The sequence below is a fragment of the Plebeiibacterium marinum genome, from assembly GCF_026013615.1.
In the GTDB taxonomy this organism is placed as follows: domain Bacteria; phylum Bacteroidota; class Bacteroidia; order Bacteroidales; family Marinilabiliaceae; genus Saccharicrinis; species Saccharicrinis marinus_A.
Genome location: NZ_JAPDPI010000009.1, coordinates 59,542 through 85,710 on the forward strand (window position 1 = coordinate 59,542; position 26,169 = coordinate 85,710).

Consider the following 26,169-nt stretch of genomic DNA (forward strand, 5'->3'; position numbering starts at 1 on the left):
CGCAATGAGTAGCCTTTTTTATCTTAAAAATATCTTTTATACATAAACGTTACCTATTTTAATCAGCTTAGGTATATTAAGCAACCTGATCTTTCTCCCGTTTAATTCAATAAGCTTATCGCTTTTAAATTCCGACAACAGTCTGATAACCGACTCTGTAGCAGTACCAACCATATTGGCCAACTCCTCACGTGTTAAAGATATCTGCAAGGTATGGTCCTGATCAAGTTCAAAAGTATCCATTAACAACAAAAGCACTTCTGCCAATCTTTCCCGTACTGTTTTTTGTGCAATATCGGTAAGGAATTTATTGGATTCTCCAAGTTCTTTGCATGTTAACTTCATGAGACCCATGGAAAAACTGGCATTCGTTTTTAACAAACGCTCTAACACATCACCAGGCAAATAACATAATACAGTTTCCTGAATCACTTTAGTTGTACTACAGGCAAGCTCATCACTGATCACTGAGCGGAATCCAATTAAATCACCAGGCTTTGCAAACCTGATAATCTGTTCCTTCCCATCAAACCCGGTCTTAAAAATCTTTAAAATCCCCTCTACAACTAAATAAGTACCATTTATTCTACTTCCTTCGTGATATATAGTATTGCCTCGTTTATGCAAGGTACAACTCATTGATTGGTTAACCATCTCAATCTCTTCATCCGTCAACCCTTTGAAAATGTTGAAGGAACGCAGGTCAACCGGCTCGTTATATGGAACACTTTGAATGTTCTTCATTCCTATTTATATTTTAATCTTTAAGAAATCATTGAAATTCACAGTAAAAATAGTGTTTTCAATTATTCTTAACAGAGTTTTGTTAAGAATATTTTTAAAACATTATTCTTTAATTATTTGTTATGTGTATTTACTCCGTTTGACTGAACAAAGATATAAATAAAGATGTAAATTTGTTATATTACGTAAAATTCAAACAGATCCAAATGAAAAAAACGATAGATTTAAAGTGGTTAGAAAACATGTCTTTTGAGTCTGAAATAGACGGCCACAAGATTAAAATTGATGCAGGTATTGAAAATGGCGGCAACGACTCAGGCCTTCGACCTAAACCGCTTATGTTGGTGGCTTTAGCCGGATGCACTGGTATGGATGTTGTTTCTATACTAAAAAAGATGCGTGTTGAATATAAGGATCTCACCATATCTGTAGAAGCTGATCTCAGGGAAGAGCATCCAAAATACTTTACTGAAATGAAAATCATCTATCACTTTGTAGGGAAAGACTTACCGTTGGCTAAAATTCAACGCGCAGTTCAACTTTCTGACGAACAATACTGCGGTGTTGCAGCCCTGTACAAAATGGCAATTCCGGTAACATCGGAGATTAAGATTACAGAAGGTTAAACATTTATTTGGCAGACTTCAAAACACTTTTGCACCAACTCCTGCACATTACAGGGCAGCAGTTGGTGTAAACATATTTTTAATAGAACCTTGATATTACTTCCTTATGCTCAGGAAAGGATTCCTTAAGTTTTGCAGGATCTGCCAGTTCAAAATCTTCAAAATCAAATCCTGGAGCTACAGCGCAACTAACAAGAGCAAATCCACAGCTCCCTTTTATTTCTGCAGCAAACCAATTGCCAGGTTCAACGGTATATTGCAACTGCCCATTAAACGATCCTGACAATTCAACCTTCTTATAAATTCCTTTATTATTTATACTATGAATAATCAATGGCATCCCATCATGAAAATACCATACCTCCGGAGATTTAATTCTATGAAACCTCGAAACCTGATCGTTAGTCAACAAATAATATATCGAGGTTAGGGCACTTTTTTCTCCTGAAAAAACCTCTGGCAGCCCTTCTCTTCCAATTTTCAGATCCGATCGATATATTTCTTTATACCACCCTCCTTCAGGGTGAGGCTCCATATCCATCACCTTAATATACTTTTGCGCCACTCTCCCGTGATAGTTTTCGGGGACTGATATAAAATTGTTGTTTATAAAATTTTGGAGAACCAACTGAGCTTCAGCTAATTTTTCCTCCCAATGCTTAATAGAGTTCTGACCAATAATATCTGTAACACATTTTACAGCTACAAAAGGGATTTCGTGGGATTGGCTCACTTTGGCAACTGCAAAGGATTCCATTTCAAAAACATCTCCGGTACCATCGGCTGAAGTTAAAAACGTATCCCCCGAATTGCACACACTATCAAACTTCCAGCCTTTAAAAAAACCACTCTTCTCCACCTCATCGGTAAAATCGATAAAAAAAGGAACACCAAACTCCTGGAGCTTTTCCATATCCCTGTCCACAAATTTGCAACAAAGATGCACACTGCCTATTTCATACTCCAAAGCGCCCGAGGTTCCAATATTTACAATTACGTCTGGCTGATTGATATCTATAGCTCTTTCAACAGCTGTTGCTGCAGACACCTTTCCTACACCAGTTTTGCAATAATGAAAATTACAACCGGGCATATTTACCTCTACGCGTTCTTCTTCAACGGCGTATACAATCAATACATTTAGCATACCTGTTTATTTTGATGACGAATGTACAATTTACAAAGTAAACACCGCCAAAAAAAATAATTTATCGACCATAAAAGTTAAATAATGGTATAAGTATGTTTTATATATTATATTTGAGATGTCAGTTACATTTTAGATCGAACTTATATAAATCCACAGCTTATATGTCCTTATTCTTATTACTGAATCTAATTATTATTAACATAGTAATATGGCTGGCCCTGAGTTATTTCTGGAGCCATTGGAACTACAAAGTATTTAAACCGTATAATTGGCTCGAAGCCAAAAAGAAAAACACAATCCCAAAAGAAATACTAAAGCTGGAAAGATCATTTAAAGACAGAAACCGCTTTTATTCATTGTGGTTTGAATTGCAGCGCATAGAACAAACAAAAACTGAAGGTAGTTTAGCAGAGGTAGGTGTTTTCAAAGGTGAAACCGCAAAAATTATTCACCACCTATTGCCCCACAAAAAAATATTTCTTTTCGACAGCTTTGAAGGCTTTCCAAAGCAAGTGATACGTGAGGATTGTGATGGAAATGTGAGACCGCAAACAGTCAACTTTGAATCTACCTCTAAACAGCAAGTTAAAAAGCACATTGGCGGGAACAATAATATTGAGATCAGGGAGGGCGTTTTTCCAGATACAGCCAAAGACCTCACAGAAGAAACATTTGCATTTGTCCACCTTGATGCAGACTTGTACCAATCCACATTGGATGGCTTAAACTTTTTCTACCCAAGATTGTCGCCCGGCGGCTCTATACTTGTACATGACTATAACCACAACTGGGAAGGCGTAAAAAACGCTATTGATGAATTTGAAGAGACTATACCCGAACAATTCACTCACTTAACAGACATGTATGGTTCTGTAATGTTAATCAAGAATAAAATATTTTGATCTATGAACAAAACCTTTTCTCTTTTCATATTACTGGCCATTATTTGCACAAAACAAACAATTGCCCAACAAAACGATACCATTCCCGAATATAAATATCGCCCTAAAATTGGATTGGTTTTAAGTGGAGGGGGTGCCAAGGGGATGGCACACATAGGTGCCCTAAAAGTTATTGAAGAACTTGGTATAAAACCGGATTATATTACCGGCACCAGTATGGGGAGCATAATGGGCGGGCTATATGCTGCCGGCTACAAAGCCAACGAACTGGATTCAATCATAAAGGAAATAAACTGGGACAACATGCTTAGTGACAATATTCCACTTACCAAAGTAGTTCCCGAAGAAAAATATTACTACAAAAGGTTCCTTTTTCAATTTGATTTAACAAAGAAAGGTCCCGTTTTACCTACCGGGGTTGTAAGAGGACAGGGCATTGCTGAAGAGATGAATTACCTCACCTGGCATATGGCAGGGATTAACGACTTTGATGACTACCCCATACCTTTCAGATGTGTGGCTTCCGACCTGATTTCAGGAGAACCTTATGTTTTTAAATCCGGAAGCCTTTCAACTGCCATGCGATCCAGCATGGCTATTCCATCGGCCTTTTCACCGGTACTTTTGGACAGTATGCTACTGGTTGATGGAGGCGTTTTGAATAACCTGCCCATAAAAACCTGCAGGCAAATGGGGGCGGATATTATTATTGCTGTAAACGTGGGCATACAGGGAACCCCAAAAGTGGAAGACTTTAAAAGCATTGGAGATGTACTTATGGGCGCTGCAATGATCCGGAGCAATTACGAATCTAAAAAATCAACAGAATTTGTTGACATTATGATTGAACCGAATCTGGCAGCATACTCTGCCGCTAGTTTTTTCAATGGAACAGAGATCATTGAACTGGGAGAAATAGCTGCCCGTAAAAAATACATTGAACTATCAGGATTGGCTGAATTTATGAAACAATTCCCCCAGAGGCCTGAATGTAAAATAGAAACAAATCCTCAAAAACTTTATATTGAAGACATTAAGGTAGAAGGACTAAAAAGAATCAAAAAACAATTTGTTTTAGGAAAATTCGGATTAGAAAAAGGACATGCCTATACTAAAGAAGAAATAAAAAATGGTTTGCACCTCCTAATTGGAACAAGGTATATTGAAACAGTAAACTACGATCTGGAAACAGGAGAAAACGGAGCCATCCTTATCCTGAAACCTCAGGAGGCTTTTCCAAGCAAGTACAATTTTTCAGTTCATTACGACAATGTATACAAAGCGAGTGCAATATTTAACATTGCCATGAGAAACTACATCATCAGAGGATCGAGTTACAAATTTACAGGCGAAATATCTGAATATCCGCAAATATCAACTGAATATATTGATTATCTGGGATCGAAACAGAAAACAGGAGACTACATCAGGGCACATTGGGAAGTGAGTCCCATCCCCTATATAGATGAAGATGGTGGTGAGGAGATTGGAAATTTTAAACAAAGCACAACCGTTTTAGAAGCCGGTTTTCTATTCAGCCCAAATGTAAAACGCATTATCAGGGCAGGAGCATTTTACAAGCGTCACCAAAGCAAATCGGCCAGTGGCATTATGGACATGCTAATTGATGATGTGAAAAAGATGGGAACCCAACTATGGGGCTTTAACCTGAATTACAATAAAAATTCGCTAAACGACCACTTTTTCCCAACAAAAGGAACCTTGTTTGATGCCAATTTTGAATATCCTATACACATTGAATCCATTTATGAGGGTTCGCAAGAATCAAGAGACATTATGGCCGATTACATTGATTCCCCTAACGACAATTACCTGAAACTCTCAATCTCATTTAAGCATTACATACCCCTGAATAAAAAAATAAATATTTCCTATATGGCTTCTATTGGAGGTGCAACAGAAGATATGGGGTATACTCAGTATTTTTATTTCGGCGGGCTTTCATCTGTAAAAAGGTACCAAGACATCCCATTTATTGGAATGACGGCAAAAGAGATTTCTGCCCAGCAGTTTTTAATGGGAGGCATCAACCTGAGGTACGAAATTATGAACAACCTGTATATGGGCCTCAGAGGAAATGTAATTGACTACAAAACCCACTACGACAAAGTAAGCTTTGCAGAATTTAACACTTTTGGCTCAAAGGATGTAATATATGCAGGAGGTATTTGTTTTTCATACCAGTCAATTTTAGGTCCCATAGAGGTTGGATATGGAAGGAATTCATTACATACAGATAACAGATGGTATTTTACTGCAGGATTCCCATTCTGATGTTTTTGGATTAAACCAAATGTACTTTGGCTTGTTTACTACAAAAAAACATGAACAGAGACTTATCTCAGGTACGCCAGGACTTTTTAAAAATGAAGCTGGATGAGGGACAATTTATCCAACATCCGGTTATCCATGTAAAAGAATGGCTAAACGAAGCCATCAAAAACAACATACAAGAACCAACAGCAGCTACATTAGCCACAGTTTCAGAACAAAACCGACCATCTTCGAGGGTTATATTAATAAAACACATAGATGAACTAAGTGGATTTTGGTTTTTCACCAATTACCTGAGCAGAAAAGGAAAACAACTTGAATTAAACCACTTTGGCTCTCTGAACTTTTTTTGGCCACAACTGGAAAGACAAATCAGAATAGAAGGGAAGGTTGAAAAATTATCTCCTGAACAAAGTGATGTCTATTTTAACTCCAGGCCCAAAGACAGCAAGATAAGTGCCATCATTTCAGAACAAAGCCAATTCATAAAATCCAGAAAAATACTTGAAAATAAGTTTCAGTCTCTAAAGTCAAGCAATAAAACTTTAATAAGACCGCAGCATTGGGGCGGTTACAGCCTGATTCCTGACATGATTGAATTTTGGCAAGGACGTGCAGGGAGATTACACGACAGAATTGTGTTTGAACAAAATGGGAACAACTGGAATAAAACCAGATTAGCCCCATAAATAAGGAAGAATGACCAGATCATAGATCAGTAAATGGGAAACCAATAAAAAGGGGTTGCCATAAAATACGACAACCCCTTTGAGATTATTTTGGGATATATAATTATCCTAGATATTGTTGTTAACAAAATGGTAATGAGAACCAAAACGATCAAAAGCAGCTTTATCAAGAGCCTCCCTGTGATCAGGGTGAGCAACAGAGATAATTGCTTTTGCTCTTTCCTGCATAGTTTTTGAGTAAAGATTAACTGCACCATACTCAGTAACAAACCAGTGCATATTAGCTCTGGTAGTAACAACACCAGATCCTTGTAATAAGGTTGGAGCAATTTTAGAAATACCTTTAGCTGTTACAGAAGGCATAGCAATAATTGGCTTACCTCCAACAGAGTGTCCTGCTCCACGGATAAAGTCAATCTGACCACCAACACCTGAGTAATGAGTTGTACCAATTGAATCAGCACAAACCTGACCTGTAATATCAATAGCTAATGCAGAGTTAATTGCAGTAACTTTATCATTCTGACGGATAACATTTACACTATTAGTGTGCTTAACATCCATCATGGCAACCATTGGGTTATCATCAATAAAATCATAAAGTTTTTGCGATCCCATCAAGAAAGAAGCAACCATCTTACCTTTATCTATTTGCTTACGCTTACCTGTTACAACTCCTTTTTCTACCAAAGGAAGGATACCGTCAGCAAACATCTCTGTGTGAACCCCAAGGTCTTTGTGGTTACCCAACTGAGCCAATACTGCATTAGGAATACCTCCAATACCCATTTGCAAACAAGCGCCATCTTCGATAAGTTCTGCTACATTTTTACCAATGGCAATATCTGTTTCAGTAAGTACGCCCATATCGTGAGTATAAAGTGGACTATCGTCTTCAACAAAATAGTCGATTTCACTCATATGGAAAATTGCATCACCCCATGCACGTGGCACATTAGGGTTTACCGCAGCGATAACAATATCTGCAGTTTCAATAGCAGCCAAAGTAGCATCAACAGAAGTACCTAAAGATACGTATCCATGTTTATCAGGAACAGAACACATGATCATAGCCACATTAACTTTCAAATATCCTTCGCGAATCATTTTTTGAGTTTCACTCAAGAAACCAGGAATATAATCAGCATATCCTGCCTGAGTTTGTTTACGAAGGTTTCCACCTACAAAAAACTGTTCCGAAACAAAGATTCCTTCGAATTCAGGATCTGCGAAATCTACTTTATTTTCAATGTGAATGTGCTGAACTTTTACGTTGTAAAATTCTTTGTTACGACCACGCTCAACCATTGCTTTAATCAATTTGTGCGGAGTAACAGCCACACTACTCAAATGAACTCTGTCTCCGGTTTTAATTACCTTAACAGCCTCTTCTGCACTTACACTTTTATACTGCATTGTTAATTATTTATAGAAAATTTTCTTTATTTACTTTTCTGAGCTGCAAAACTAAAACAAATTGCTTAAATGTAGCCCCAAAAAAACGTATTATACAACATATTAACCACATAAAAAGGCCGAACACCAAAGTGAACGACCTTTATATAATTAAGTGAACGAATATTATTTCTTATATAGATTCGCCAGTGAAACCAGGTTCAGCCAGCTCCAAAAGCATGAAACTATTCTACAAACCTTAATTAACAAGAGTCATCTCGTCAATCAAGTTTGTGGCACCGGCATATTTATCAATAATAAACAGCACATAACGTATATCAACATTGATGCACTTTTGTAATTGTGTTTCAAAGGCTATATCACCACTCATGGCTTCCCAGTTTCCATCAAATGCCAAACCAAACAATTCGCCATTTGCGTTAATAACCGGACTACCTGAATTTCCTCCGGTAATATCATTATCCGTAGTAAAGCATACTCTTAAAGAACCATCTTTATCGGCATACTGTCCGTAATCTTTAGCTTCGTATAGTTCTTTTAACCTGGCAGGAACCTCGAACTCATAATTATCCGGCTGTTCCTTTTCCATAACACCGGCTAAAGTGGTATAATGCTTATAAATCACAGCATCTTTGGGTTGGTAATTTCCAACTTTACCATAACTTAAGCGCATAGTAAAATTAGCATCCGGATAAAACACCTTGTCAGACCTCATTTCCATAAGCCCCTTGAGGAACAAACGGTTATTCTCACTCTCTATGGCATTGTACTTCCTTTGGCTTAAATAAAGTACCCTATAAGTGTCGGTTGTTGATTTTGCTGCTATATAAACAGGATCTTTTTCCAACACCTTTGCTTTGGGGTTATCAAGAAAGGCCTCAAACTTTTCTTTACTGGTAAACATGGATTTACTGAACACAAAATCAGCATACTTTTTAAAATCACCATTAAACTTTTTAAGTACTACATCTTCAAAAAAGCCGGGATGAAATTCTTTTGCAATCTCGCTGTAGTACAATTTTAACATAGTACCAAAAACCTCATGATCCATCACTTTGCTATAGTCCTTATACATTGCATCAAGCTGATCTTTCAGTTTTTCAACCGACTTATCAATAGCATCCTTATTTTCTGCTTTTAACACATCCAATAATTTAAATGATCTTGCACCCATGTCAATAATCTCGGTTCCCCTTAACATACATTCAGACATATAGCTCAAAGCCTTTTTTTCTTCAGCCCTATTGGTATACACCTTTTCAAGACTTTTTAAAACTTCACCATATTCATTTTGTCTCTCAGGCGAACCAGCTACCCAGTCAGCAAATTCCTTTTCAATTTTTTGCTTGCTTGCAATAACATTCAACTTTTTTAAACCACGGTTCATCCCGATACTGTTTTTCCAGTAATTTGAACTGCGGCTATATTTTGATGCATACTGAATATTTACCCTTTCACTTGCCATCATCCCTTTATGCCATATTTCCTGTTTAACTCCACGAGGCACAATACGGGCATCATTGGTTACATCCATACGCTCTTTTATACCCCAGGAAGTCAGGTATCTCTCTGTACTTCCAGGATATCCGATAGTCATGGCAAAATCTTCTTTCTCAACGCCTTTCAATGAAACAGGCAAATGATGTTTTGGTTTCAAAGGCACATTATCTGCTGAGTACTCTGCCGGTTTTCCGTCCTTATCACCATAAACCCTGAACATACTAAAATCACCAGTATGGCGTGGCCACATCCAGTTATCCGTATCAAAACCAAACTTGCCGATTGACGAAGGTGGTGCCCCTACAAAACGTACATCACTATAAGTTTCTGAAACAATTAGAAAATATTGATTCCCTTCAAAGTAATCCTTTACGCGAACGGTGTAATCATTACCTTCCGAGGCCTCTTTAACAATATCCCCAATATTCTTTGCTATAATACTGCCCCTGTCTGTTGGTTTCATATCATCGCTTACACCTTCCATAACCTTACTTGTTACATCTTCCATCCTTTTCAGAAAAGTAACGGTCAATCCTTCCGCAGGCAATTCTTCTGCGAGCGACTTTGCCCAAAAACCATCTCTAAGGTAATTATGCTCTTCTGAACTTAAGGCCTGTATGTTACCATATCCGCAATGGTGGTTAGTAAGGATTAAACCCTGATCAGAAATAATCTCTCCGGTACACCCCCGACCAAAAATAACAACAGCATCTTTTAAGCTTGAATTATTGATACTGTATATATCATCAGCGGATAATTTCAGACCCATTTCGGTCATTTTATCCATATTTAGCTTCGACAACAACGGAAGAAGCCACATCCCCTCATCAGCTTTTACGCTACCCGAAAAGCCCATAGCTATTACAACCAATAGCACTACTAGTTTTTTCATTTATTTAATTTTTGAATATTTCCAGACAAGACAAACTCCCCACACCAATCAATATGAAGGATTGCTAAATAAGTACTACTTTTCAGCAAAAACAATGACAAATATTAAGATACAACGACAAAACTCTAAAAAAGTTCCGCTTTACCCCTTATTTTTACAGCCCCTTTGTTTAAATCATAAATTATCGCAACAAATAAGCTTATGAATCAATCAAACTGGAAGTAAATAAAAAGAAGACATTGACCATATTGACTACAAGTTCAACTTCAACTGTGTATCCAATAATCTGAAAGTTTGTCGGTGAAGTGGGGTAGCACCAAGTTTTTCAATACCTTGCCGATGTGCTTTTGTGGGATAACCTTTATTCTTTTCCCAACTATAGCCGGGATATTGTTCCGCATACTGCTCCATCAACTCATCCCTGTGCGTTTTAGCAAGTATACTTGCCGCTGCAATAGATCTAAATTTGGCATCTCCTTTTACGATACAGGTATGCGGAATATCTTTATAAGGCTTGAATTTATTCCCATCAATCAACAAATGCTCCGGAGTTTTTTCCAATTGTTCAACAGCCCTCTGCATCCCTATGATAGAAGCATTGAGGACATTAACTTCATCAACTTCCACATTATCTATAATTGATACTGCCCAGGCAATGGCATGCTCCTCTATGATGGGACGCAATTTTTGGCGCTGCTTCTCTGTTAACTGTTTAGAGTCGTTAAGTAATGGATGGGAAAAATCCCTGGGTAAAATTACAGCAGCAGCAACTACAGGACCAGCAAGACATCCCCTACCGGCTTCATCACAACCTGCCTCAATTTTATCTTTATTCAAAAAAGCCTTGAGTTCTTGCGCCATCATTTTACTCATTATATATTACCTGAAGAACAGTTTGACCCACCGCCTTTAATGTATTTTTATCTATCATTTCCATATTGTCCATGTGGGTATGCCAATAGCTTCCAAAACTTGAAGATGTTCCGGGATCATATTGGATAATATCGATACAAGGTATACCGGTAAGATTGGTTACATAAACATGATCATCAGTAATCATACCTCCATTATCATATACAAAATGGTTTCCATATCCCAGGTCATTGGCCGCATTCCAAACTTTTTTTACTATCCGGGGAGCAAATTGTTTTGAATGCAACTCCTGATAAAAAGTAGCATTGGGAGCTCCTACCATATCCAACAGAATGCCATATTTAGCATAGTAATTTGGCACATGAGGATTTTTTCCCCAGTACTGCGATCCCAAACACCAGGTATCCTGTTTGTATTCCTTCACCTGAATATGATCCGGAGTACCATAATCTTCTGCATCAAAAAAGATAATATCAACGCCCACATCTAAAGTATCATCCTGTAAGAGACGTGCAACCTCAAGAAGAACACCAACTCCACTGGCGCCATCATTGGCTCCCAAAATAGGATCATTCCTTTTTGCCGGATCCTCACAATGATCAGCAAAGGGACGAGAATCCCAGTGGGCACACAACATTATTCGATTTTTCAACTCCGGCTGGTATTGCCCGATTATGTTTTTGGCATTGAGAATAGTATTGTCATATGCTTTTACCTGTGCTTCCTGAACAATAACATTTGCACCAAAGGCTTCTAATTTTGACGATAAATAATCCGCACATTTTGCATGAAACTCAGTATTGGGAACCCTGGGACCAAAATCAACCTGATCTTTTACAAATACATAGGCAGAATCCGCATTAAATGTTGGCACATGAACCGCAACTTTCTTTTTACTAACTGGTTCACCCGAATTAGTCCTGGCAGTATTCATATTGCACCCAGCCATCACAACAAGGGCAAGTAAAGTATATATTTTAATCATCATTTTTATTTTAATTCCCAGGAAGCCCCTTCAGATCCATCCTTGATCACAAAACCCAATTGCTGTAATTCGTCGCGTATTTTATCAGCCGTAGCCCAGTCTTTATTGCTTTTAGCATCAGAACGCAATTGCAATAACAACTGCATTACTTCATCAAGTTTATTTTCTGAACCCGCACCTGCTTTATCAACAACATCCAAACCAAGAACATCTTTTACAAATACATTCATTATTGATTTAAAATGTTCAAGATCCTTTTCTGAAACAGAAGCCTTATTAGCCAATAAACTATTAATATACTTTACACCTTCAAAAAGATGCGCAATCAAAATCGGACTATTAAGATCATCGCAAAGAGCGGCATAACATTTCTCTTCAAATCCTTTAATATCAAACGTAGTTTCTGTGCCTGCTTTAATGCCATCAATATTTCCCATGGCTTCACATAAACGAGCCAGTCCCTTTTCCGCTGCCTGCAGGGCCTCATTCCCAAAATCAAGCGTACTACGATAATGAGCCTGAAGGATAAAAAAGCGAATTGTCATCGGACTGTATTCTTTATCCAGTTTTTCATGGTTTCCTGTAAAAAACTGCTCAAGAGTAATAAAATTGCCCAGTGACTTCCCCATTTTCTGTCCGCCAATGGTAATCATGTTATTGTGCATCCAGTACTTTGCCGGAGTTTTCCCGTGGGCAACTGTGCTTTGCGCAATTTCGCACTCGTGGTGTGGAAAAAGCAGGTCCATACCTCCTCCATGTATATCAAACTGTTCTCCCAAATATTTTTTACTCATGGCAGTACACTCAAGATGCCACCCCGGAAAACCATCACTCCATTGCGAAGGCCATCGCATGATATGTTCGGGAGCCGCTTTTTTCCAGAGTGCAAAATCAAAACTGTTGCGTTTTTCACTCTGTCCATCCAAAGTCCTTGTATTCGAAATCAGATCATCTATATTTCTACCGGATAGTATTCCATATGGGTAATCCTGATTGTATTTTTTTACATCAAAATACACTGAACCATTACTTTCGTAGGCATAGCCCTTGTCAAGTACAGACTTAATAACCTCCTGCTGTTCTATAATATGTCCGGATGCCCTTGGCTCAATACTTGGATTTTGCACGTTAAGCATCTTCATATAATCATGATACCTGTCGGTATAATACTGAACCACCTCCATTGGTTCAAGTTCATCCAGTTTGGCTTTTTTTGCAATCTTATCTTCCCCCTCGTCTGCATCATTTTCCAAATGGCCTACATCAGTAATATTACGAACATATCTTACCTTAAAATCCATATGGCGCAAAAACCTGGTCAGCAAATCAAAAGTAATTGCAGGACGGGCATGTCCCAGGTGGGGATCACCATAAACTGTGGGGCCACAAACATATAGCCCTACTTTGCCTTCATGTATAGGCTCAAATTTTTCTTTTGTTCGTGATAATGTATTATAGAGAAATATTTGTTTATCCATTGATTGTTTCGTTTTTTTGTAAAGTTGTCAAAATTACAAAAATCTATTCATTTAACTATTAAATATAGCTACTTGTCAAAAAAATCATGGATTTTAAGATTGCTTTTACTTTCTTAGTATATCCATTATTTTGGATGCGTATGCCTTTTGAACAGATTTAAAAGTTACAAATATTGAAAAATCCAGATAAAATATTCAATAACAACAAGATAGAGCTAGATAACGATTTATACTCCTGTATTGTCGACTTATTTAGTCCTGAGAACCAATTTGTAGGCGAAAGTTTTTTTACCAATGCAATCCAAAAACTAATCAAACACATTTCCGCTGACTTTGTTTTCATTGCCAGAATCAATGAAGTTGAAGAAAGTCTGGAATCAGTTGCTATTTGTGACCGCAAAGACATCCTTCCTCAGATAAGTTTCCCTAAAAAGGGTAGCTTATGCGAAAAAGTTATTGATAACAAATGCCCTACATTTATAGAAAACCTAAATCAAAACCAGATATTAAACGATTTTTTCAAAAACAAACAAATCAAAGCATACCTGGCTGTTCCTTTATATGGCTCAGACCATGAACCTATAGGTGTTCTATCCGCCTTGTTCCAATCAGAAATCCGAAATCTCAAAAGACCGGAGTCTTTAATGTACATGTTCTCTTCCAGAATTGGGACGGAGCTTGAGCACATGGAAAGCGAACGCGAATTAAAAAGAAGAAACCTTGAATTATTGGTTTTTAAGGAAGAGCTTATCAAAAAGAACGAAGAACTTGATAAAATAAATAATCAATTAAAAGCAGCCAAGCTAAAAGCAGAAGAAAGCAACATGCTAAAATCTTCGTTCCTTGCAAACTTAAGTCATGAAATACGTACCCCTATGAATGCCATCATAGGATTTACGGAACTATTAAAGTCAAACACCCTCAATCCTGAAGAAAGAACCGAATACTTAGATATCGTACACCAAAACGGCAACCAGCTGATGCGGGTTATGGATGCCATCATCGACATATCAAAACTCCAGGCAAAAGCCTATGTAGAACCAAAGAAGGTAGTGTTGCTAAACAAAACATTTGCATCGCTAAAGTATGCGTTCTCAAAGGAAATTGAGGCCTGTAGAAAACCAATTGAACTGAAATTGTTTTTAGATGCCAATGATGGTGACGACGAAATATATACACATCCGGAAGCACTTTATAAAGTTTTTGAACATTTACTGGACAATGCCGTTAAGTTTACCCGGGAAGGAGAAATTATCTTAGGCTACATTATATACGACGACTACTACGAATTTTTTATCAAAGACACAGGTGTAGGCATACCAGAAGGTGAAGAAGAAAAAATATTTGATTTATTCAGACAGGCAGACCTGAACAACACACGTGAATTTGAAGGTAATGGAGTGGGCCTTTCAATAGTTAAAAAATATGTTGAAATTATGCAAGGCCGTGTTTGGGCAGAAACAAACCAGGATAAAGGAGCTTTGTTTAAAATCCAGTTGCCTAAGTTTACAGACTAGCAAATAAGCCACAGTAAAAAACATATAATTACCACCAATGACAACAATTAATGGGTGAATCATTCAACAATTTACCATATTATTTACTTGTGCCAGCACATCGCACCCTATTCAACAGTATTTTTATTAACAATTTGAAGCAAAAATAACCTCTGAGGAATCAATTTATTTTTGAAATAAATTATATTTGTAGCAAATCATAAATTCTGATTTTCAATAAAAAAATACACAGATGAGAAAAAGTACTACCATATGGGGGGTTGCCTCATTATTAATAGCAGTTATTTTTGTGTTTTCCTCATGTAATTCAGGAGCAAAACAAAATCAAAAAGCAGAAACTATTCAAATAGAAAAAGAAGAAGTAGAAAGCGAAGTAAGGGAATTTGTATATCCTTTGCCAACCTCTTACGAAATTGTTGAAATGCTTAATAAAATTGAAGCTGCCTATATTTTTGACTTGTCGAATAACCCGGCAAACGCTTCAAAATATATTACAGAAAAACAACAGGCAATAAACCTGGGTGTTTATGGTGGCGACCTAAGTTATGCCAGCACATACAACCAAAAACAGGAAACAATTGACTTTATTGATGCTTCAAGAAAGATGCTTGAAGGTTTAGACCTTGAGGCAGCCGTAAGCGAAGACTTGCCAGAGCAGGTTGAAGCAAATGAAAACAACAAGGAAGCCTTAGTTGAATTGATCACAGATTCATTTTACGACACTTACGATTTCTTGCATAAAAACAACAGGGCACCTGTTTCAGCTTTAGTAATGACAGGAGCTTGGGTAGAAGGCCTTTATATTGCCACACATATTTCTGACAAAACTTTTAACAGTAAAGAGATGGTTGAAATTGTGCTTAAACAAAAGGAGCCATTGGTAAAACTAATGGAAATCCTGAACGGGTATAAAGAAGACCAGGCCATTGCCGAAACAATACAAGACCTTTCGAAAATGGCTGCAATTTATGCAGAAATTGAAAGCACTGCCATAACTCAGGAGCAAATGGTTAAAATTGCCGAAGAGTCTATGGTTATCAGAAACAAATTTGTAGCTGTAGAATAATCTTAGAAGAATTATAAATAATAAAAAGCGATCATTTTGTGATCGCTTTTTTTGTTTAAAGAGCAATCTTATCTTTGTCATAAATTTTTATTTATAAAAAGGTAATTATTCAATGATATTGAATAATGATTTCCAATAATTAATATCTGCCTGTTATGAGCGAAACGCTACTGGATGCTTTAATGAAATTGTATGCTCTGTTAACCAATGTTAGAATGGAGAGCAGGCTTGACAGTGCCCGTAAGTTAATTGAGCAGGAACTGCTTCTTAACTTTAACAGGGAATATGTCGATCAGTATCTGGAACGATTTAACTTCTACATAAAACAGTTTCACAAAAACTCATATAGCCCTATTCAATCCGAAGTTGACAGACAATCATCTGATAACTACAATCAAATCAATTTCATTTGCGATGAACTGAACAAGGAGCTTGAGAGAGAATCTAAGATATGGCTTTTTGTCCGTCTGTTTGAGTTTATCAGGAAGGAAGAGAAAATCAGTGCCATAGGAGAGCAGGTAGTTGATAAGCTAGCGCAAGGGATGATGATCAATCCCCTGGATTACCAACTACTTAAAGATTTCATCCTGAATGGGCCAATGGAAGTACAAACACCGGAAAAAGTACTGGTCATTTCCGGACAGGAAGAGCCGCCCTTACATCGCTTTAAACACCTATACAACGAAAAACAACAGGTTTATGTATGGGTATTATATATCGAGAGCACCCACACTTTCATCTTCAGGTACTCTGGAGATCGCAACTTATATCTCAACGGGCACAAAGTTGATCGCAACAATTCCTATATCCTATCGGTAGGTTCTGTAATCAAAACCTCACGAATGGCTCCGGTTTACTATGGAAAAGTAGCAGAGCTGTTTGTTCAAAAGGAAGACAAAGGCAGAATATTACTCAAGGCAAAAGATATATATTACAATTTCAATGACCGCCAGGTAGCTATTCATCCATTTTCATTTACAGGACGATCGGGTCAGCTAGTGGGTATTATGGGAGGAAGTGGAACCGGAAAATCCACCTTGCTCAATGTCCTAAATGGAAATTATAGGCTGTCAGGAGGATCCATTCACATAAATGGACTCGACATCCAGGAGCATAAACAAGCTCTTAAAGGGGTTATTGGATATGTTCCGCAAGAGGATATGTTAATTGAAGAATTAACTGTATTTGAAAACCTGTTTTTTAATGCCAAGCTATGTTTCAGTGACAAAACCGAGAAGGAGATTGCAGAACTGGTAGATAGTGCCATCAAGGATTTTGACCTGGTTGAAGCCAGGAATATGGTAGTAGGGAACCCCTTAAATAAAATTTTAAGTGGCGGACAACGTAAACGTCTTAACATTGCACTGGAGTTAATCCGTGAACCATCTATCCTTTTTGTGGATGAGCCAACCTCTGGTCTGTCCTCAATGGATTCAGAGAAAGTAATGTTATTGCTTAAAAGGCAAACATTAAAAGGCAAACTGGTGATCATCAACATACACCAACCCTCATCAGATTTATATAAACTGCATGACAAGCTACTGATTATCGACAAAGGAGGATATATCATATTCAATGGTAATCCGATGGATGCAATTGTATATTTCAAGCAAAAAGCCCATTATGTAAATCCTGAGGACAGCGAATGCTACCTGTGTGGTAATGTTAAAGTAGAACAGCCACTTCGAATAATAGAAGCCAGGATGGTGGATCCCAATGGCCGCCTGATCAGGGAGCGCAAAGTAAAGCCTGCAGAGTGGTACGATAATTACCAACAAGATATTGAAAGCAAATTTGACTGGAAAAACAGTGATGAGCCTGAAAAGATAGAGAAACTCCCTCATAACCTGTACAATATTCCCGGACGATTTCAACAATTTTTGATTTATACCTATAGGGATAGTTTGTCGAAATGGAAAGACAAACAATATATGCTTATCAATTTTTTAGAGGCTCCAATATTGGCATTGATATTAGGATACTTTACAAAGTACATTAGTGGCACGGAGAATGATCCAACCAAATATATCTTTAGTCAAAACGACAATATCGCAGCCTATTTATTCATGGCTGTTGTAGTGGCATTATTCCTTGGCCTTAATGTTAGTGCCGAAGAAATCATCAAAGACAAAAAACTCTTACAGAGAGAGAAATTTTTGAACTTAAGCCGGTCAGGTTATCTGAATAGTAAAATAATGATCATGTTCGGCATATCGGCAATCCAAACTCTGTGCTTAGTACTTATCGGCAATAGTATTCTAGAAATAAAGGGATTAAACTTTAGTTACTGGATGATCCTGTTCTCAACTGCTTGTTTTTCTAACATGCTGGGCTTAAACATCAGTAGTGGCCTAAAATCCGTGGTGGCAATCTATATTTTAATTCCACTGATATTGGTACCTCAACTTTTATTTAGTGGGGTTATTGTTGATTTTAACAAACTACATAAATCTATTGCTACATCAGAATACGTTCCGAGAATTGGCGATTTTATGACATCGCGTTGGGCATACGAAGCCTTGGCGGTAAATCAGTTTGTGAATAATGAATATGAGAAGCATTTTTTTGAAGATGAGCAGAAAATTAGTGAATCTTCATATTATTATGCATTGCTGTTACCCCGTTTAAAACAGCATAACCTTAAAAGCAAAAAATATTTTCATGAGGGAGACACAGATGCGGCACAGGCAAATCTCAATGTTATCAAGGTTGAGTTAGCTAAAATAAGTAAGTCAGGAGATTTGGATGTTGCCCAATTAATTGTAGGGGAACCATTAGAACTTAACGAGGATAGATTCGATAAGCTACAGGAGCTTCTGGATAAAATGATAGTACACTATCAGGATAAATACAATAAATACAAGAAGCATAAGGATAAAACATATGAAAAGTTAGCCGGGAAACTTGGTGGATCTGAGGGAGTATTTCAGTTGAAGGAAGAGTATTACAACAGCAGGCTCGCTGCAATATTGCTAAACAAAGGTGAGTTTAAGCAATTGGTATACACTGCTGATGGGTATTTACAACAGAAGGATCCTGTTTTAAGAAATGGAACATCTGATCGAGGAAGAGCTCATTTTTATGCGCCAAACAAAAAATACTTTGGATTCGTTATTCCTACAACATGGTTCAACATCCTTGTTATCTGGTTCTCAACAATTTTATTGTACCTGGCACTGTATTTTGATTTGTTGCAACATGTTATCAGGTACTTTGAAAAGTTTCAGTTAAGGAAAGCATTTACACGTCAAATTAATAAGGTTTAAATCATCTACCGAAAAAATCAGGTTGTTTGCCGATTAAGTCTTTATTACATTATGACTCTTTTGTATTTTTATCCTAAACTTTAAAAAATTAGTTATGGAAAAGATTGCAAATAAAGGAAAATCGGCATTAGGTGTTATTTTGCTAATTGTAGGTTTGTTTTTGCTAGGGGGCAACCTGGGTATAATCCCCAATGATATATATAATATTTTTCATCGTTGGCCAAGCATTCTTCTTTTGATAGGGATATTTCAATTGATAAGAAAGGACATTAGTTCGGGGCTGATAACATTAACATTTGGAATTGTTCTCCTTATGGCGTTTGCATCAGATAGTTTTCATTTTAGGGATGTAATAAAATTTTGGCCTGCCGTTTTAATCGTAGCCGGAATAAGTTTTATTTTCAGAAAAAAGTCGTTTGCCCAACGTAAATGGCTTCACAAAGGTGTTGCAGATGATGTGTTGGATGTGGTTTCTATTTTTGGCGGAGGCGTCACAAAAATAAATTCAAGCAATTTCCTGGGAGGAGAGATTACCTGTATCTTCGGAGGAGAAGAAGTAAACCTACAGTCAGCCTCATTAGCTGAAGAAGGTGCCGTAATTGAACTGACAACTATTTTTGGGGGTTCTAAGATTACAGTTCCGCGTAACTGGAACGTTAAAGTAGATGTGGTTTCTATTTTTGGAGGTTTTAGCGACAAAAGGATGTATGAACCTGAAACAGGAAGCGAGAAGAAAACATTGGTTATTAAAGGCATTGCTGTTTTTGGAGGCGGTGAGCTTAGAAATTTCTAATATACCGGGTTAAAACAGCATCATTTGTTGTCAAATAAAAAAGAAATGGTTTAAAACGGTTAAAAGAAATCCTTAAAATAAGAGTTTAATAAGGTTAATTCTAATTTTAGCGTAATTTTGCAGGCAAATTAAAACATGAAATGAAGGTATACTCTGATCTTGATTCATATAATGGGAAAGCAACGGTAATCACTATTGGGATGTTTGATGGCGTTCACGCCGGTCATAAAAGCTTAATAAAAGAAGTCACCAATATAGGCAGGGAAAAAGATTTAGCACCAACTATTCTCACATTTTGGCCTCATCCAAGAATGGTTTTAAATAAAGGGGACGAAAAGCTACAGTTTCTTACCACTCTTGATGAAAAAACCAGGATCATCAGTCAACTGGATATTGAACAACTTATATTACTGCCATTTAGCAAGGACCTGGCATCAAAAACAGCAGAAGAGTTTATTGTTGATTTTTTAATAAACAGGTTAAAGATGAAACACCTTGTCGTTGGCTTTAACCATCGGTTTGGCAGAGATCGTCTTGCAGATTTTTCAGTTTATAAAAAATTTGCTGAAGAATATGGATTCGGAATTACCAAGGTCAACCCTATATTAAACAAAGATGCGGTTGTAAGCTCCACTGCCATTCGAAACTTTTTAAGTATTGGAAACATAACCGAAGCCAACCGGGTTTTGGGCTATCAGTACTCCATATTCGGAACTGTAAAGGGAGGCCAACAACTTGGGCGGAAATTAGGTTATCCAACTGCAAACATATCTCCAAACGAACATTACAAACTTATCCCTGCAATAGGGGTGTATGCGTGTAAAATCCATGTAATTGGCAAGGAATATGGCGGCATGCTAAATATCGGGATCCGCCCTACGGTAAGTTCTGATTCGGAAGACCTTAGTATAGAAGTTCACATACTGGATTTCAACCAAGATGTATATTCTGAAGAGGTTTTAATAACTTTTGTTGAGAAAATCAGGGACGAAAAAAAGTTTGCCGGAATCGAAGAACTCAAAGCTCAACTAAAAAATGATGAAATGAAGATTCGCAAGATCCTTAATATGTAATATGCAATAATCATTTAATAATCTGATTATGTGTCTTTTTTTACTACTTTTGCACTTTAAATAAAAACAAAAATATATGTCTGAAATCTTAACAGATACACTGCCTTATAAGGTAAAAGATATGGCAGAGGCTGAATTTGGAAGAAAAGAAATTGAGATAGCCGAAAAAGAGATGCCTGGCTTAATGGCATTGAGAGAAAAATATGGTGAAACTAAACCACTAAAAGGGGCGAAAATAATGGGTTCGCTTCATATGACAGTTCAAACAGCTGTATTAATTGAAACTCTGGTAGCGCTTGGAGCAGATGTAAGATGGTGTAGCTGTAACATTTATAGTACCCAGGATCATGCTGCCGCAGCAATTGCCCAGGCTGGAGTACCTGTATACGCCTGGAAAGGAGAAACCCTGGAAGAATATTGGTGGTGTACAGAAAGAGCTTTAGACTTTGGCAATGGAGAAGGCCCTGATTTAATTGTTGATGATGGTGGCGATGCTACAATGATGATCCACCTTGGATGTGATGCAGAAAAAGACAGCTCTATTTTAGATAAAGACGTTAGTGGAGAAGGTGAAGATTACAGAGAGCTAATTAGCCGATTAAAAGTTGAATTGGCAAAAAATCCAGCTCGCTGGACCAAAGCTGCTGAAAAATGCCAGGGCGTTAGTGAGGAAACTACTACAGGAGTCCACCGTCTATATCACATGATGGAAAAAGGCGAGTTACTATTCCCTGCTATTAATGTTAATGATTCTGTTACAAAATCGAAATTTGACAACCTATATGGATGTAGAGAAAGTTTGGCTGATGGAATTAAGCGCGGTACAGATGTGATGGTGGCAGGAAAAACGGTATTAGTTTGCGGCTACGGTGACGTAGGTAAAGGTTGTGCACAAAGTATGCGCGGCTTTGGAGCCAGAGTATTAGTTACCGAAATAGACCCTATTTGTGCTCTTCAGGCTGCTATGGAAGGTTTTGAAGTAACAACAACAGAAGAGGCTCTTGTAGAGGCTGATATTTATGTTACCACTACCGGCAACAAAGATATTATTACAATCGAACATATGGCAAAAATGAAAGATCAGGCGATTGTATGTAATATTGGTCATTTTGATAACGAAATACAGGTTGAAAAACTTGAAAAGTATCCGGGAATTAAAGAAAAAAACATTAAGCCTCAGGTTGATATGTTTGAATTCCCTGATGGACACGCAATCATTCTTCTTTCCAGAGGACGTTTGGTAAACCTCGGCAATGCCACCGGACACCCAAGCTTTGTAATGAGTAACTCATTTACAAATCAAACATTGGCACAGTTAGAACTTTGGGAGAAGGATTACGAAGTTGGAGTTTATACACTTCCAAAACATCTTGACGAAGAGGTAGCAAGACTACACCTTGCAAAGCTTGGAGTTAAACTTACTACATTGAGCAAGGAACAAGCTGATTATATTGGAGTACCAGTAGGTGGACCATATAAACCAGAGCATTACAGATATTAAAATATTACAATTGAAACAATTAAAAAGGGCTGGCACGTTTGTCAGTCCTTTTTTTATTGTATAATGAATTGGAAAAATAGGTTCTTTAAAGGAGGGTATAACTCCTGGTGAATATTTCTTTCGGATAGGTTCTGTTCTGATCAACATCTTTCCTCACCCATTCTTCGGCCGACTCCATAAGGCTAAATGTCTTAAATTTATATCTCTCAAGTTGAATTAATCGCATATACAAAACTGCTAAGGCAGTATTTATTGTACCATCCACAACAATCGCTACCCTTAGTGAATTGAATTTTGAAAACATTTTAACGTTTTCCTCAAGAATATAATATAGATTAGCCGGATTAATATTCACTGATCCAGCCCTGGCATCAATCAATACTCCCAGATCCCTGGGCAAATCATCCTCTTTCATTAAGGATCCTATGTAGTTTATAATTTCACCATGATTTACTTTACTTGAAAAAACAACGTTCAAATATCCTTTTTCTTTGTTGTAATTGTATGTTACCATAACTCTAAAATTTAAGTGTTTATATGGTTTGTTATCTATCTGGCGACCTATTGTCAATCCCTAAAACAAACAGGGATAAACATAAAGTCTTATGCAGTTTTCGAGGCCTTTCGTCTTTGATTACGACTTATTGATATTATCTCTGTTTCCTTAAACTCATACTCATTTACAATATCTGAAAGTTTCTTAGCGGTACTCAATAACATATCAGCCGTAGCACTCAACTCTTCACTTGATGCTGCATTTTCCTGAACAACCTTACTTAGTTCCTGAATAGAAGAATTGACCTGTCCTGCACCAATATTCATTTCCTGACTTGCAGCTGACACCTCACTAACCAACTCTATTGATTTCTTTGTCTCAATATTTAAGTTGTTAATCTCATCCATAACTTGATTGATCTTCTCCACCCCCTGGGCTGTTAACTGTGAAATCCGGTCAGCAGAATCGGTTGATTGTTCTGCAAGGTTCCTTACTTCGTTGGCTACCACGGCAAATCCTTTACCGGCAGCACCCGCCTTTGAGGCTTCTATGGAGGCATTGAGAGCTAAAATATTCGTTTGCCCGGCAATTTGAGAAACAATCTCCACTTGTTTATAGATTCTGTTTACTAATTCAACCGCTTCCTGTACTCCTTTATAGGAAAGTTGAAGTTGTTGATTTGCCTTTTTACTGATGTTCTCAGAATCCTGGGCATTGTTTGAATTATTCTGGATATTAGCACTCATTTCCTGAATTGAAGAAGAAATTTCTTCAATGCCACTGGCTTGTTCACTTGCCCCACTACTTATGGCACTAGTACTTGAATTAATTTGGGTACTTGAATTAAGCAATTCACTTGAACTTTTGTCAAGATTTTGCATTAAGATCCTGTTTGAACAAAGAAGATCCTGCAAAGAATCCACAATAGCTTTTATCTCGTACTTTTCATTGGTAAACTTCGGGTCAATGTTTATTGTAATATCCTTTTCGCTCATCTTTCTTATGACTTCAGTAAGATGTTGAATAGGAGCTTTTACCTTTAGGGATAACAGATAATAACTGCCCAATATCATTGATATCGCAACAGGAACTGCCCATAACAAATGTATCAGCCCCTTTTGCCCAACCGTAAAAGCAAAACAAGCCACTGCATCTATCACAATTAAAAAAACCGTTCCTATAAAAAACACAAAAGTCCTTTTAAACGCTATTCTTAACAAGCCCCAACAAAGCAAGCCTGCAAATACTATAAGCCAAATTCCTAAAGTAAATATATCCATTGTAAAAACTTATAATTTGGATTTTTTTAATATACACCAACCCTATTATGAACTACTCTCCTTCAAAAGGCAAATAGACTTACAATAACAAGGACATTAAAAGTACGTATACAATTACTTATTGGTTTAAAAAGAAGCGTGACAAAAACGTGACAAAGCGCAAATTAATGAATATCAATGTTTAAATCAACTGATCTGAAAACAATTTAAAATCAATCCCTGAAAAATTTCCCGAACTCATAAAGAGCAAATTCTTTTTATTCCAACTGATTTTCTTTAACTCGCTTTGCAATTCCTCGGTTTCAGAAAAAACTTTTACATTTTTTGTAGCAAATGCATGTGCCACTTCATGTTTTTCAATTTGTGGAAGTTTTTTATGGGCTACAACTTGGGGATTATAATAAACAAAACCCACATCTGCATTCTGCATTGTGTTTTTATACTGGGGTAAAAACTCCTTGTTTAATGAACTAAAAGTATGAAGCTCCATACAAGCTATTAATTCCCTGTCGGGGAACTGTTGCTTTACTGCATTAATGGTTGCCTCTAATTTGGATGGGGAATGGGCAAAATCAAGAAAAATAGTAGATTGGTCATTTTCTTTCAGGGTTTGCAACCTTTTGGCTGCTCCTTTAAAAGTAGAAATCGCTTCCAGGAATTTTTCATCTGGTATACCAATCTCGGCGCATACAATTCTGGCTCCATTAAGGTTCTGAAGATTGTGCGAACCAAATATGGAAAGCGGGTAGCTTTTGCCATTAAATTTTATCGTAGTTTTTCCTTTGTCTATATCCCATAATATCTCATCATAAGCAAGCGACTTTATATCAGCACGAACAGAACCCGCTATCTTTTGAAGCTCTTCATCCAGAAGAAACCAAACCAAAGAACCATCCTTTTCAATTGAATCTGCAAATATTTTAAACTGTTCCACATAGTTTTCCCATGTTGGAAATACATTGATATGGTCCCAGGCTATCCCGGTCAGAAGGGCCACATCTGGTTTATACCAATGAAATTTCGGCCTAAGGTCAATAGGTGAAGAAAGATATTCATCCCCTTCAAATATGGCAATATCTGCATCATGAGAAAGACTAACCATGGTGTCAAACCCTTCTATTTGAGCACCTACCATATAGTCAAACTTGTAGTTTAATTCCTTTAGTACATGCATAATCATTGAGGTGATAGTCGTTTTCCCGTGACTACCTCCAATAACTACCCTTTTCTTATCCTTGCATTGCTCATATAAATATTCAGGATAGGAATAGACCTTTAGCCCCAGCTCTTGTGCCTTTAATAATTCAGGATTATCCTTTCTGGCATGCATTCCTAAAATAATAACATCAATTTCTTTGCTGATCTTATCTGGAAACCATCCAAATTCGCCAGGGAGTAAACCGTGCTTTTGCAACCGGCTTTTTGATGGATCAAATATTTCATCATCCGAACCTGTAACCTGATATCCTTTTAAATGTAGTGCAATGGCCAGATTGTGCATGGCAGCACCGCCTATGGCAATAAAATGAATATGCATATTGTAATTTAAATCAAGAGTTATGACTGGGTTTTAAAATACCACTATATTTGTTCAAGCGAAAATAATAAGAATAGCTCTCAAAACCAT

At 37.2% G+C, this 26,169-nt stretch carries 20 protein-coding genes; 10 read left to right on the forward strand and 10 right to left on the reverse strand.

From position 1 onward, the window contains the following. Positions 1-36: 36 nt before the first annotated feature. Entirely contained in the window at positions 37-744 is a 708-nt protein-coding gene (locus tag OM074_RS06400; protein WP_301198559.1) for a Crp/Fnr family transcriptional regulator, read from the reverse strand. A gap of 242 nt (positions 745-986) precedes the next feature. Here OM074_RS06400 and OM074_RS06405 point away from each other — a divergent pair, with 242 nt between their 5' ends. Next, on the forward strand, positions 987-1,370 hold the full coding sequence (locus OM074_RS06405; RefSeq protein WP_301198561.1) for an OsmC family protein: 384 nt from the start codon (positions 987-989) through the stop codon (positions 1,368-1,370). 79 nt (positions 1,371-1,449) lie between these two features. Here the strand turns inward: OM074_RS06405 and OM074_RS06410 are convergent, their stop codons facing one another. After that, the gene (locus OM074_RS06410) at positions 1,450-2,517 is read right to left on the reverse strand and encodes a cupin domain-containing protein (RefSeq protein WP_301198562.1); all 1,068 of its coding nucleotides are present in this window, start codon (positions 2,515-2,517) and stop codon (positions 1,450-1,452) included. A gap of 164 nt (positions 2,518-2,681) precedes the next feature. On the opposite strand from OM074_RS06410, the gene OM074_RS06415 reads away from it, so the two are divergent. Genes OM074_RS06415 through pdxH form a run of 3 tightly spaced genes read left to right on the forward strand, consistent with a single transcriptional unit; the run spans position 2,682 to position 6,406 of the window. Beyond that, a complete protein-coding gene (locus tag OM074_RS06415) occupies positions 2,682-3,422 on the forward strand; it encodes a TylF/MycF/NovP-related O-methyltransferase (protein ID WP_301198563.1) in 741 nt (246 codons plus the stop codon). A gap of 3 nt (positions 3,423-3,425) precedes the next feature. Further along, a complete protein-coding gene (locus OM074_RS06420; RefSeq protein ID WP_301198564.1) occupies positions 3,426-5,717 on the forward strand; it encodes a patatin-like phospholipase family protein in 2,292 nt (763 codons plus the stop codon). Positions 5,718-5,767: 50 nt separating this feature from the next. After that, the gene (gene pdxH, locus OM074_RS06425) at positions 5,768-6,406 is read left to right on the forward strand and encodes a pyridoxamine 5'-phosphate oxidase (RefSeq protein ID WP_301198565.1); all 639 of its coding nucleotides are present in this window, start codon (positions 5,768-5,770) and stop codon (positions 6,404-6,406) included. Positions 6,407-6,514: 108 nt separating this feature from the next. Here pdxH and OM074_RS06430 read toward each other — a convergent pair whose 3' ends face one another. The 5 genes from OM074_RS06430 to cysS all read right to left on the reverse strand — a co-directional run bounded on the left by OM074_RS06430 (position 6,515) and on the right by cysS (position 13,550). Next, positions 6,515-7,822, reverse strand: a complete 1,308-nt coding sequence (locus OM074_RS06430; protein ID WP_301198566.1) for an acetyl-CoA hydrolase/transferase family protein — start codon at positions 7,820-7,822, stop codon at positions 6,515-6,517. A gap of 238 nt (positions 7,823-8,060) precedes the next feature. After that, a complete protein-coding gene (locus OM074_RS06435) occupies positions 8,061-10,214 on the reverse strand; it encodes a S46 family peptidase (protein ID WP_301198567.1) in 2,154 nt (717 codons plus the stop codon). 252 nt (positions 10,215-10,466) lie between these two features. Continuing rightward, positions 10,467-11,078, reverse strand: coding sequence for a ribonuclease HII (gene rnhB / locus OM074_RS06440; protein WP_301198569.1), 612 nt, complete (start codon positions 11,076-11,078; stop codon positions 10,467-10,469). A 1-nt stretch (position 11,079) separates the two neighbouring features. Further along, positions 11,080-12,075, reverse strand: coding sequence for a M28 family peptidase (locus OM074_RS06445; protein WP_301198571.1), 996 nt, complete (start codon positions 12,073-12,075; stop codon positions 11,080-11,082). 2 nt (positions 12,076-12,077) lie between these two features. Next, positions 12,078-13,550: a cysteine--tRNA ligase gene (gene cysS, locus OM074_RS06450; RefSeq protein WP_301198573.1), complete on the reverse strand. Its 1,473-nt coding sequence runs from the start codon at positions 13,548-13,550 to the stop codon at positions 12,078-12,080. Positions 13,551-13,723: 173 nt separating this feature from the next. Here cysS and OM074_RS06455 point away from each other — a divergent pair, with 173 nt between their 5' ends. From OM074_RS06455 to ahcY, 6 genes are all read left to right on the forward strand, one after another. Beyond that, entirely contained in the window at positions 13,724-15,067 is a 1,344-nt protein-coding gene (locus OM074_RS06455; protein ID WP_301198575.1) for a GAF domain-containing sensor histidine kinase, read from the forward strand. A 232-nt stretch (positions 15,068-15,299) separates the two neighbouring features. Then, positions 15,300-16,133, forward strand: a complete 834-nt coding sequence (locus tag OM074_RS06460; RefSeq protein ID WP_301198577.1) for a hypothetical protein — start codon at positions 15,300-15,302, stop codon at positions 16,131-16,133. Positions 16,134-16,288: 155 nt separating this feature from the next. Next, positions 16,289-19,399 carry an ATP-binding cassette domain-containing protein gene (locus OM074_RS06465; RefSeq protein ID WP_301198579.1) on the forward strand — a complete coding sequence of 1,037 codons (3,111 nt, stop codon included), beginning with the start codon at positions 16,289-16,291 and terminating at the stop codon, positions 19,397-19,399. Between the two features lie 94 nt (positions 19,400-19,493). Next, complete coding sequence (locus OM074_RS06470) at positions 19,494-20,192, forward strand: LiaI-LiaF-like domain-containing protein (RefSeq protein WP_301198580.1); 699 nt, start codon at positions 19,494-19,496, stop codon at positions 20,190-20,192. A 140-nt stretch (positions 20,193-20,332) separates the two neighbouring features. Next, positions 20,333-21,265 carry a bifunctional riboflavin kinase/FAD synthetase gene (locus OM074_RS06475; RefSeq protein WP_301198582.1) on the forward strand — a complete coding sequence of 311 codons (933 nt, stop codon included), beginning with the start codon at positions 20,333-20,335 and terminating at the stop codon, positions 21,263-21,265. 76 nt (positions 21,266-21,341) lie between these two features. Continuing rightward, on the forward strand, positions 21,342-22,766 hold the full coding sequence (ahcY, locus tag OM074_RS06480; RefSeq protein WP_301198584.1) for an adenosylhomocysteinase: 1,425 nt from the start codon (positions 21,342-21,344) through the stop codon (positions 22,764-22,766). 85 nt (positions 22,767-22,851) lie between these two features. On the opposite strand, the gene OM074_RS06485 is transcribed toward ahcY, so the two are convergent. From OM074_RS06485 to OM074_RS06495, 3 genes are all read right to left on the reverse strand, one after another. Then, positions 22,852-23,280 (reverse strand): hypothetical protein, encoded by a 429-nt coding sequence (locus tag OM074_RS06485; protein ID WP_301198586.1) that lies wholly within the window; start codon positions 23,278-23,280, stop codon positions 22,852-22,854. 89 nt (positions 23,281-23,369) lie between these two features. Continuing rightward, positions 23,370-24,542 carry a methyl-accepting chemotaxis protein gene (locus OM074_RS06490; RefSeq protein WP_301198588.1) on the reverse strand — a complete coding sequence of 391 codons (1,173 nt, stop codon included), beginning with the start codon at positions 24,540-24,542 and terminating at the stop codon, positions 23,370-23,372. A 181-nt stretch (positions 24,543-24,723) separates the two neighbouring features. After that, the gene (locus OM074_RS06495) at positions 24,724-26,079 is read right to left on the reverse strand and encodes a UDP-N-acetylmuramate--L-alanine ligase (RefSeq protein WP_301198590.1); all 1,356 of its coding nucleotides are present in this window, start codon (positions 26,077-26,079) and stop codon (positions 24,724-24,726) included. Positions 26,080-26,169: the final 90 nt, after the last annotated feature.

Excerpts from the sequence above, each read along its gene's own strand:
- OM074_RS06475 (WP_301198582.1), top strand. The coding sequence starts at position 20,333 with ATGAAGGTATACTCTGATCTTGATTCATATAATGGGAAAGCAACGGTA.
- ahcY (WP_301198584.1), top strand. The coding sequence starts at position 21,342 with ATGTCTGAAATCTTAACAGATACACTGCCTTATAAGGTAAAAGATATG.
- OM074_RS06495 (WP_301198590.1), bottom strand. The coding sequence starts at position 26,079 with ATGCATATTCATTTTATTGCCATAGGCGGTGCTGCCATGCACAATCTG.
- OM074_RS06460 (WP_301198577.1), top strand. The coding sequence starts at position 15,300 with ATGAGAAAAAGTACTACCATATGGGGGGTTGCCTCATTATTAATAGCA.
- OM074_RS06420 (WP_301198564.1), top strand. The coding sequence starts at position 3,426 with ATGAACAAAACCTTTTCTCTTTTCATATTACTGGCCATTATTTGCACA.
- pdxH (WP_301198565.1), top strand. The coding sequence starts at position 5,768 with ATGAACAGAGACTTATCTCAGGTACGCCAGGACTTTTTAAAAATGAAG.
- OM074_RS06405 (WP_301198561.1), top strand. The coding sequence starts at position 987 with ATGTCTTTTGAGTCTGAAATAGACGGCCACAAGATTAAAATTGATGCA.
- OM074_RS06410 (WP_301198562.1), bottom strand. The coding sequence starts at position 2,517 with ATGCTAAATGTATTGATTGTATACGCCGTTGAAGAAGAACGCGTAGAG.
- OM074_RS06400 (WP_301198559.1), bottom strand. The coding sequence starts at position 744 with ATGAAGAACATTCAAAGTGTTCCATATAACGAGCCGGTTGACCTGCGT.
- cysS (WP_301198573.1), bottom strand. The coding sequence starts at position 13,550 with ATGGATAAACAAATATTTCTCTATAATACATTATCACGAACAAAAGAA.
- OM074_RS06470 (WP_301198580.1), top strand. The coding sequence starts at position 19,494 with ATGGAAAAGATTGCAAATAAAGGAAAATCGGCATTAGGTGTTATTTTG.
- OM074_RS06430 (WP_301198566.1), bottom strand. The coding sequence starts at position 7,822 with ATGCAGTATAAAAGTGTAAGTGCAGAAGAGGCTGTTAAGGTAATTAAA.
- OM074_RS06435 (WP_301198567.1), bottom strand. The coding sequence starts at position 10,214 with ATGAAAAAACTAGTAGTGCTATTGGTTGTAATAGCTATGGGCTTTTCG.
- OM074_RS06465 (WP_301198579.1), top strand. The coding sequence starts at position 16,289 with ATGAGCGAAACGCTACTGGATGCTTTAATGAAATTGTATGCTCTGTTA.
- OM074_RS06490 (WP_301198588.1), bottom strand. The coding sequence starts at position 24,542 with ATGGATATATTTACTTTAGGAATTTGGCTTATAGTATTTGCAGGCTTG.
- OM074_RS06445 (WP_301198571.1), bottom strand. The coding sequence starts at position 12,075 with ATGATGATTAAAATATATACTTTACTTGCCCTTGTTGTGATGGCTGGG.
- OM074_RS06485 (WP_301198586.1), bottom strand. The coding sequence starts at position 23,280 with ATGGTAACATACAATTACAACAAAGAAAAAGGATATTTGAACGTTGTT.
- rnhB (WP_301198569.1), bottom strand. The coding sequence starts at position 11,078 with ATGATGGCGCAAGAACTCAAGGCTTTTTTGAATAAAGATAAAATTGAG.
- OM074_RS06415 (WP_301198563.1), top strand. The coding sequence starts at position 2,682 with ATGTCCTTATTCTTATTACTGAATCTAATTATTATTAACATAGTAATA.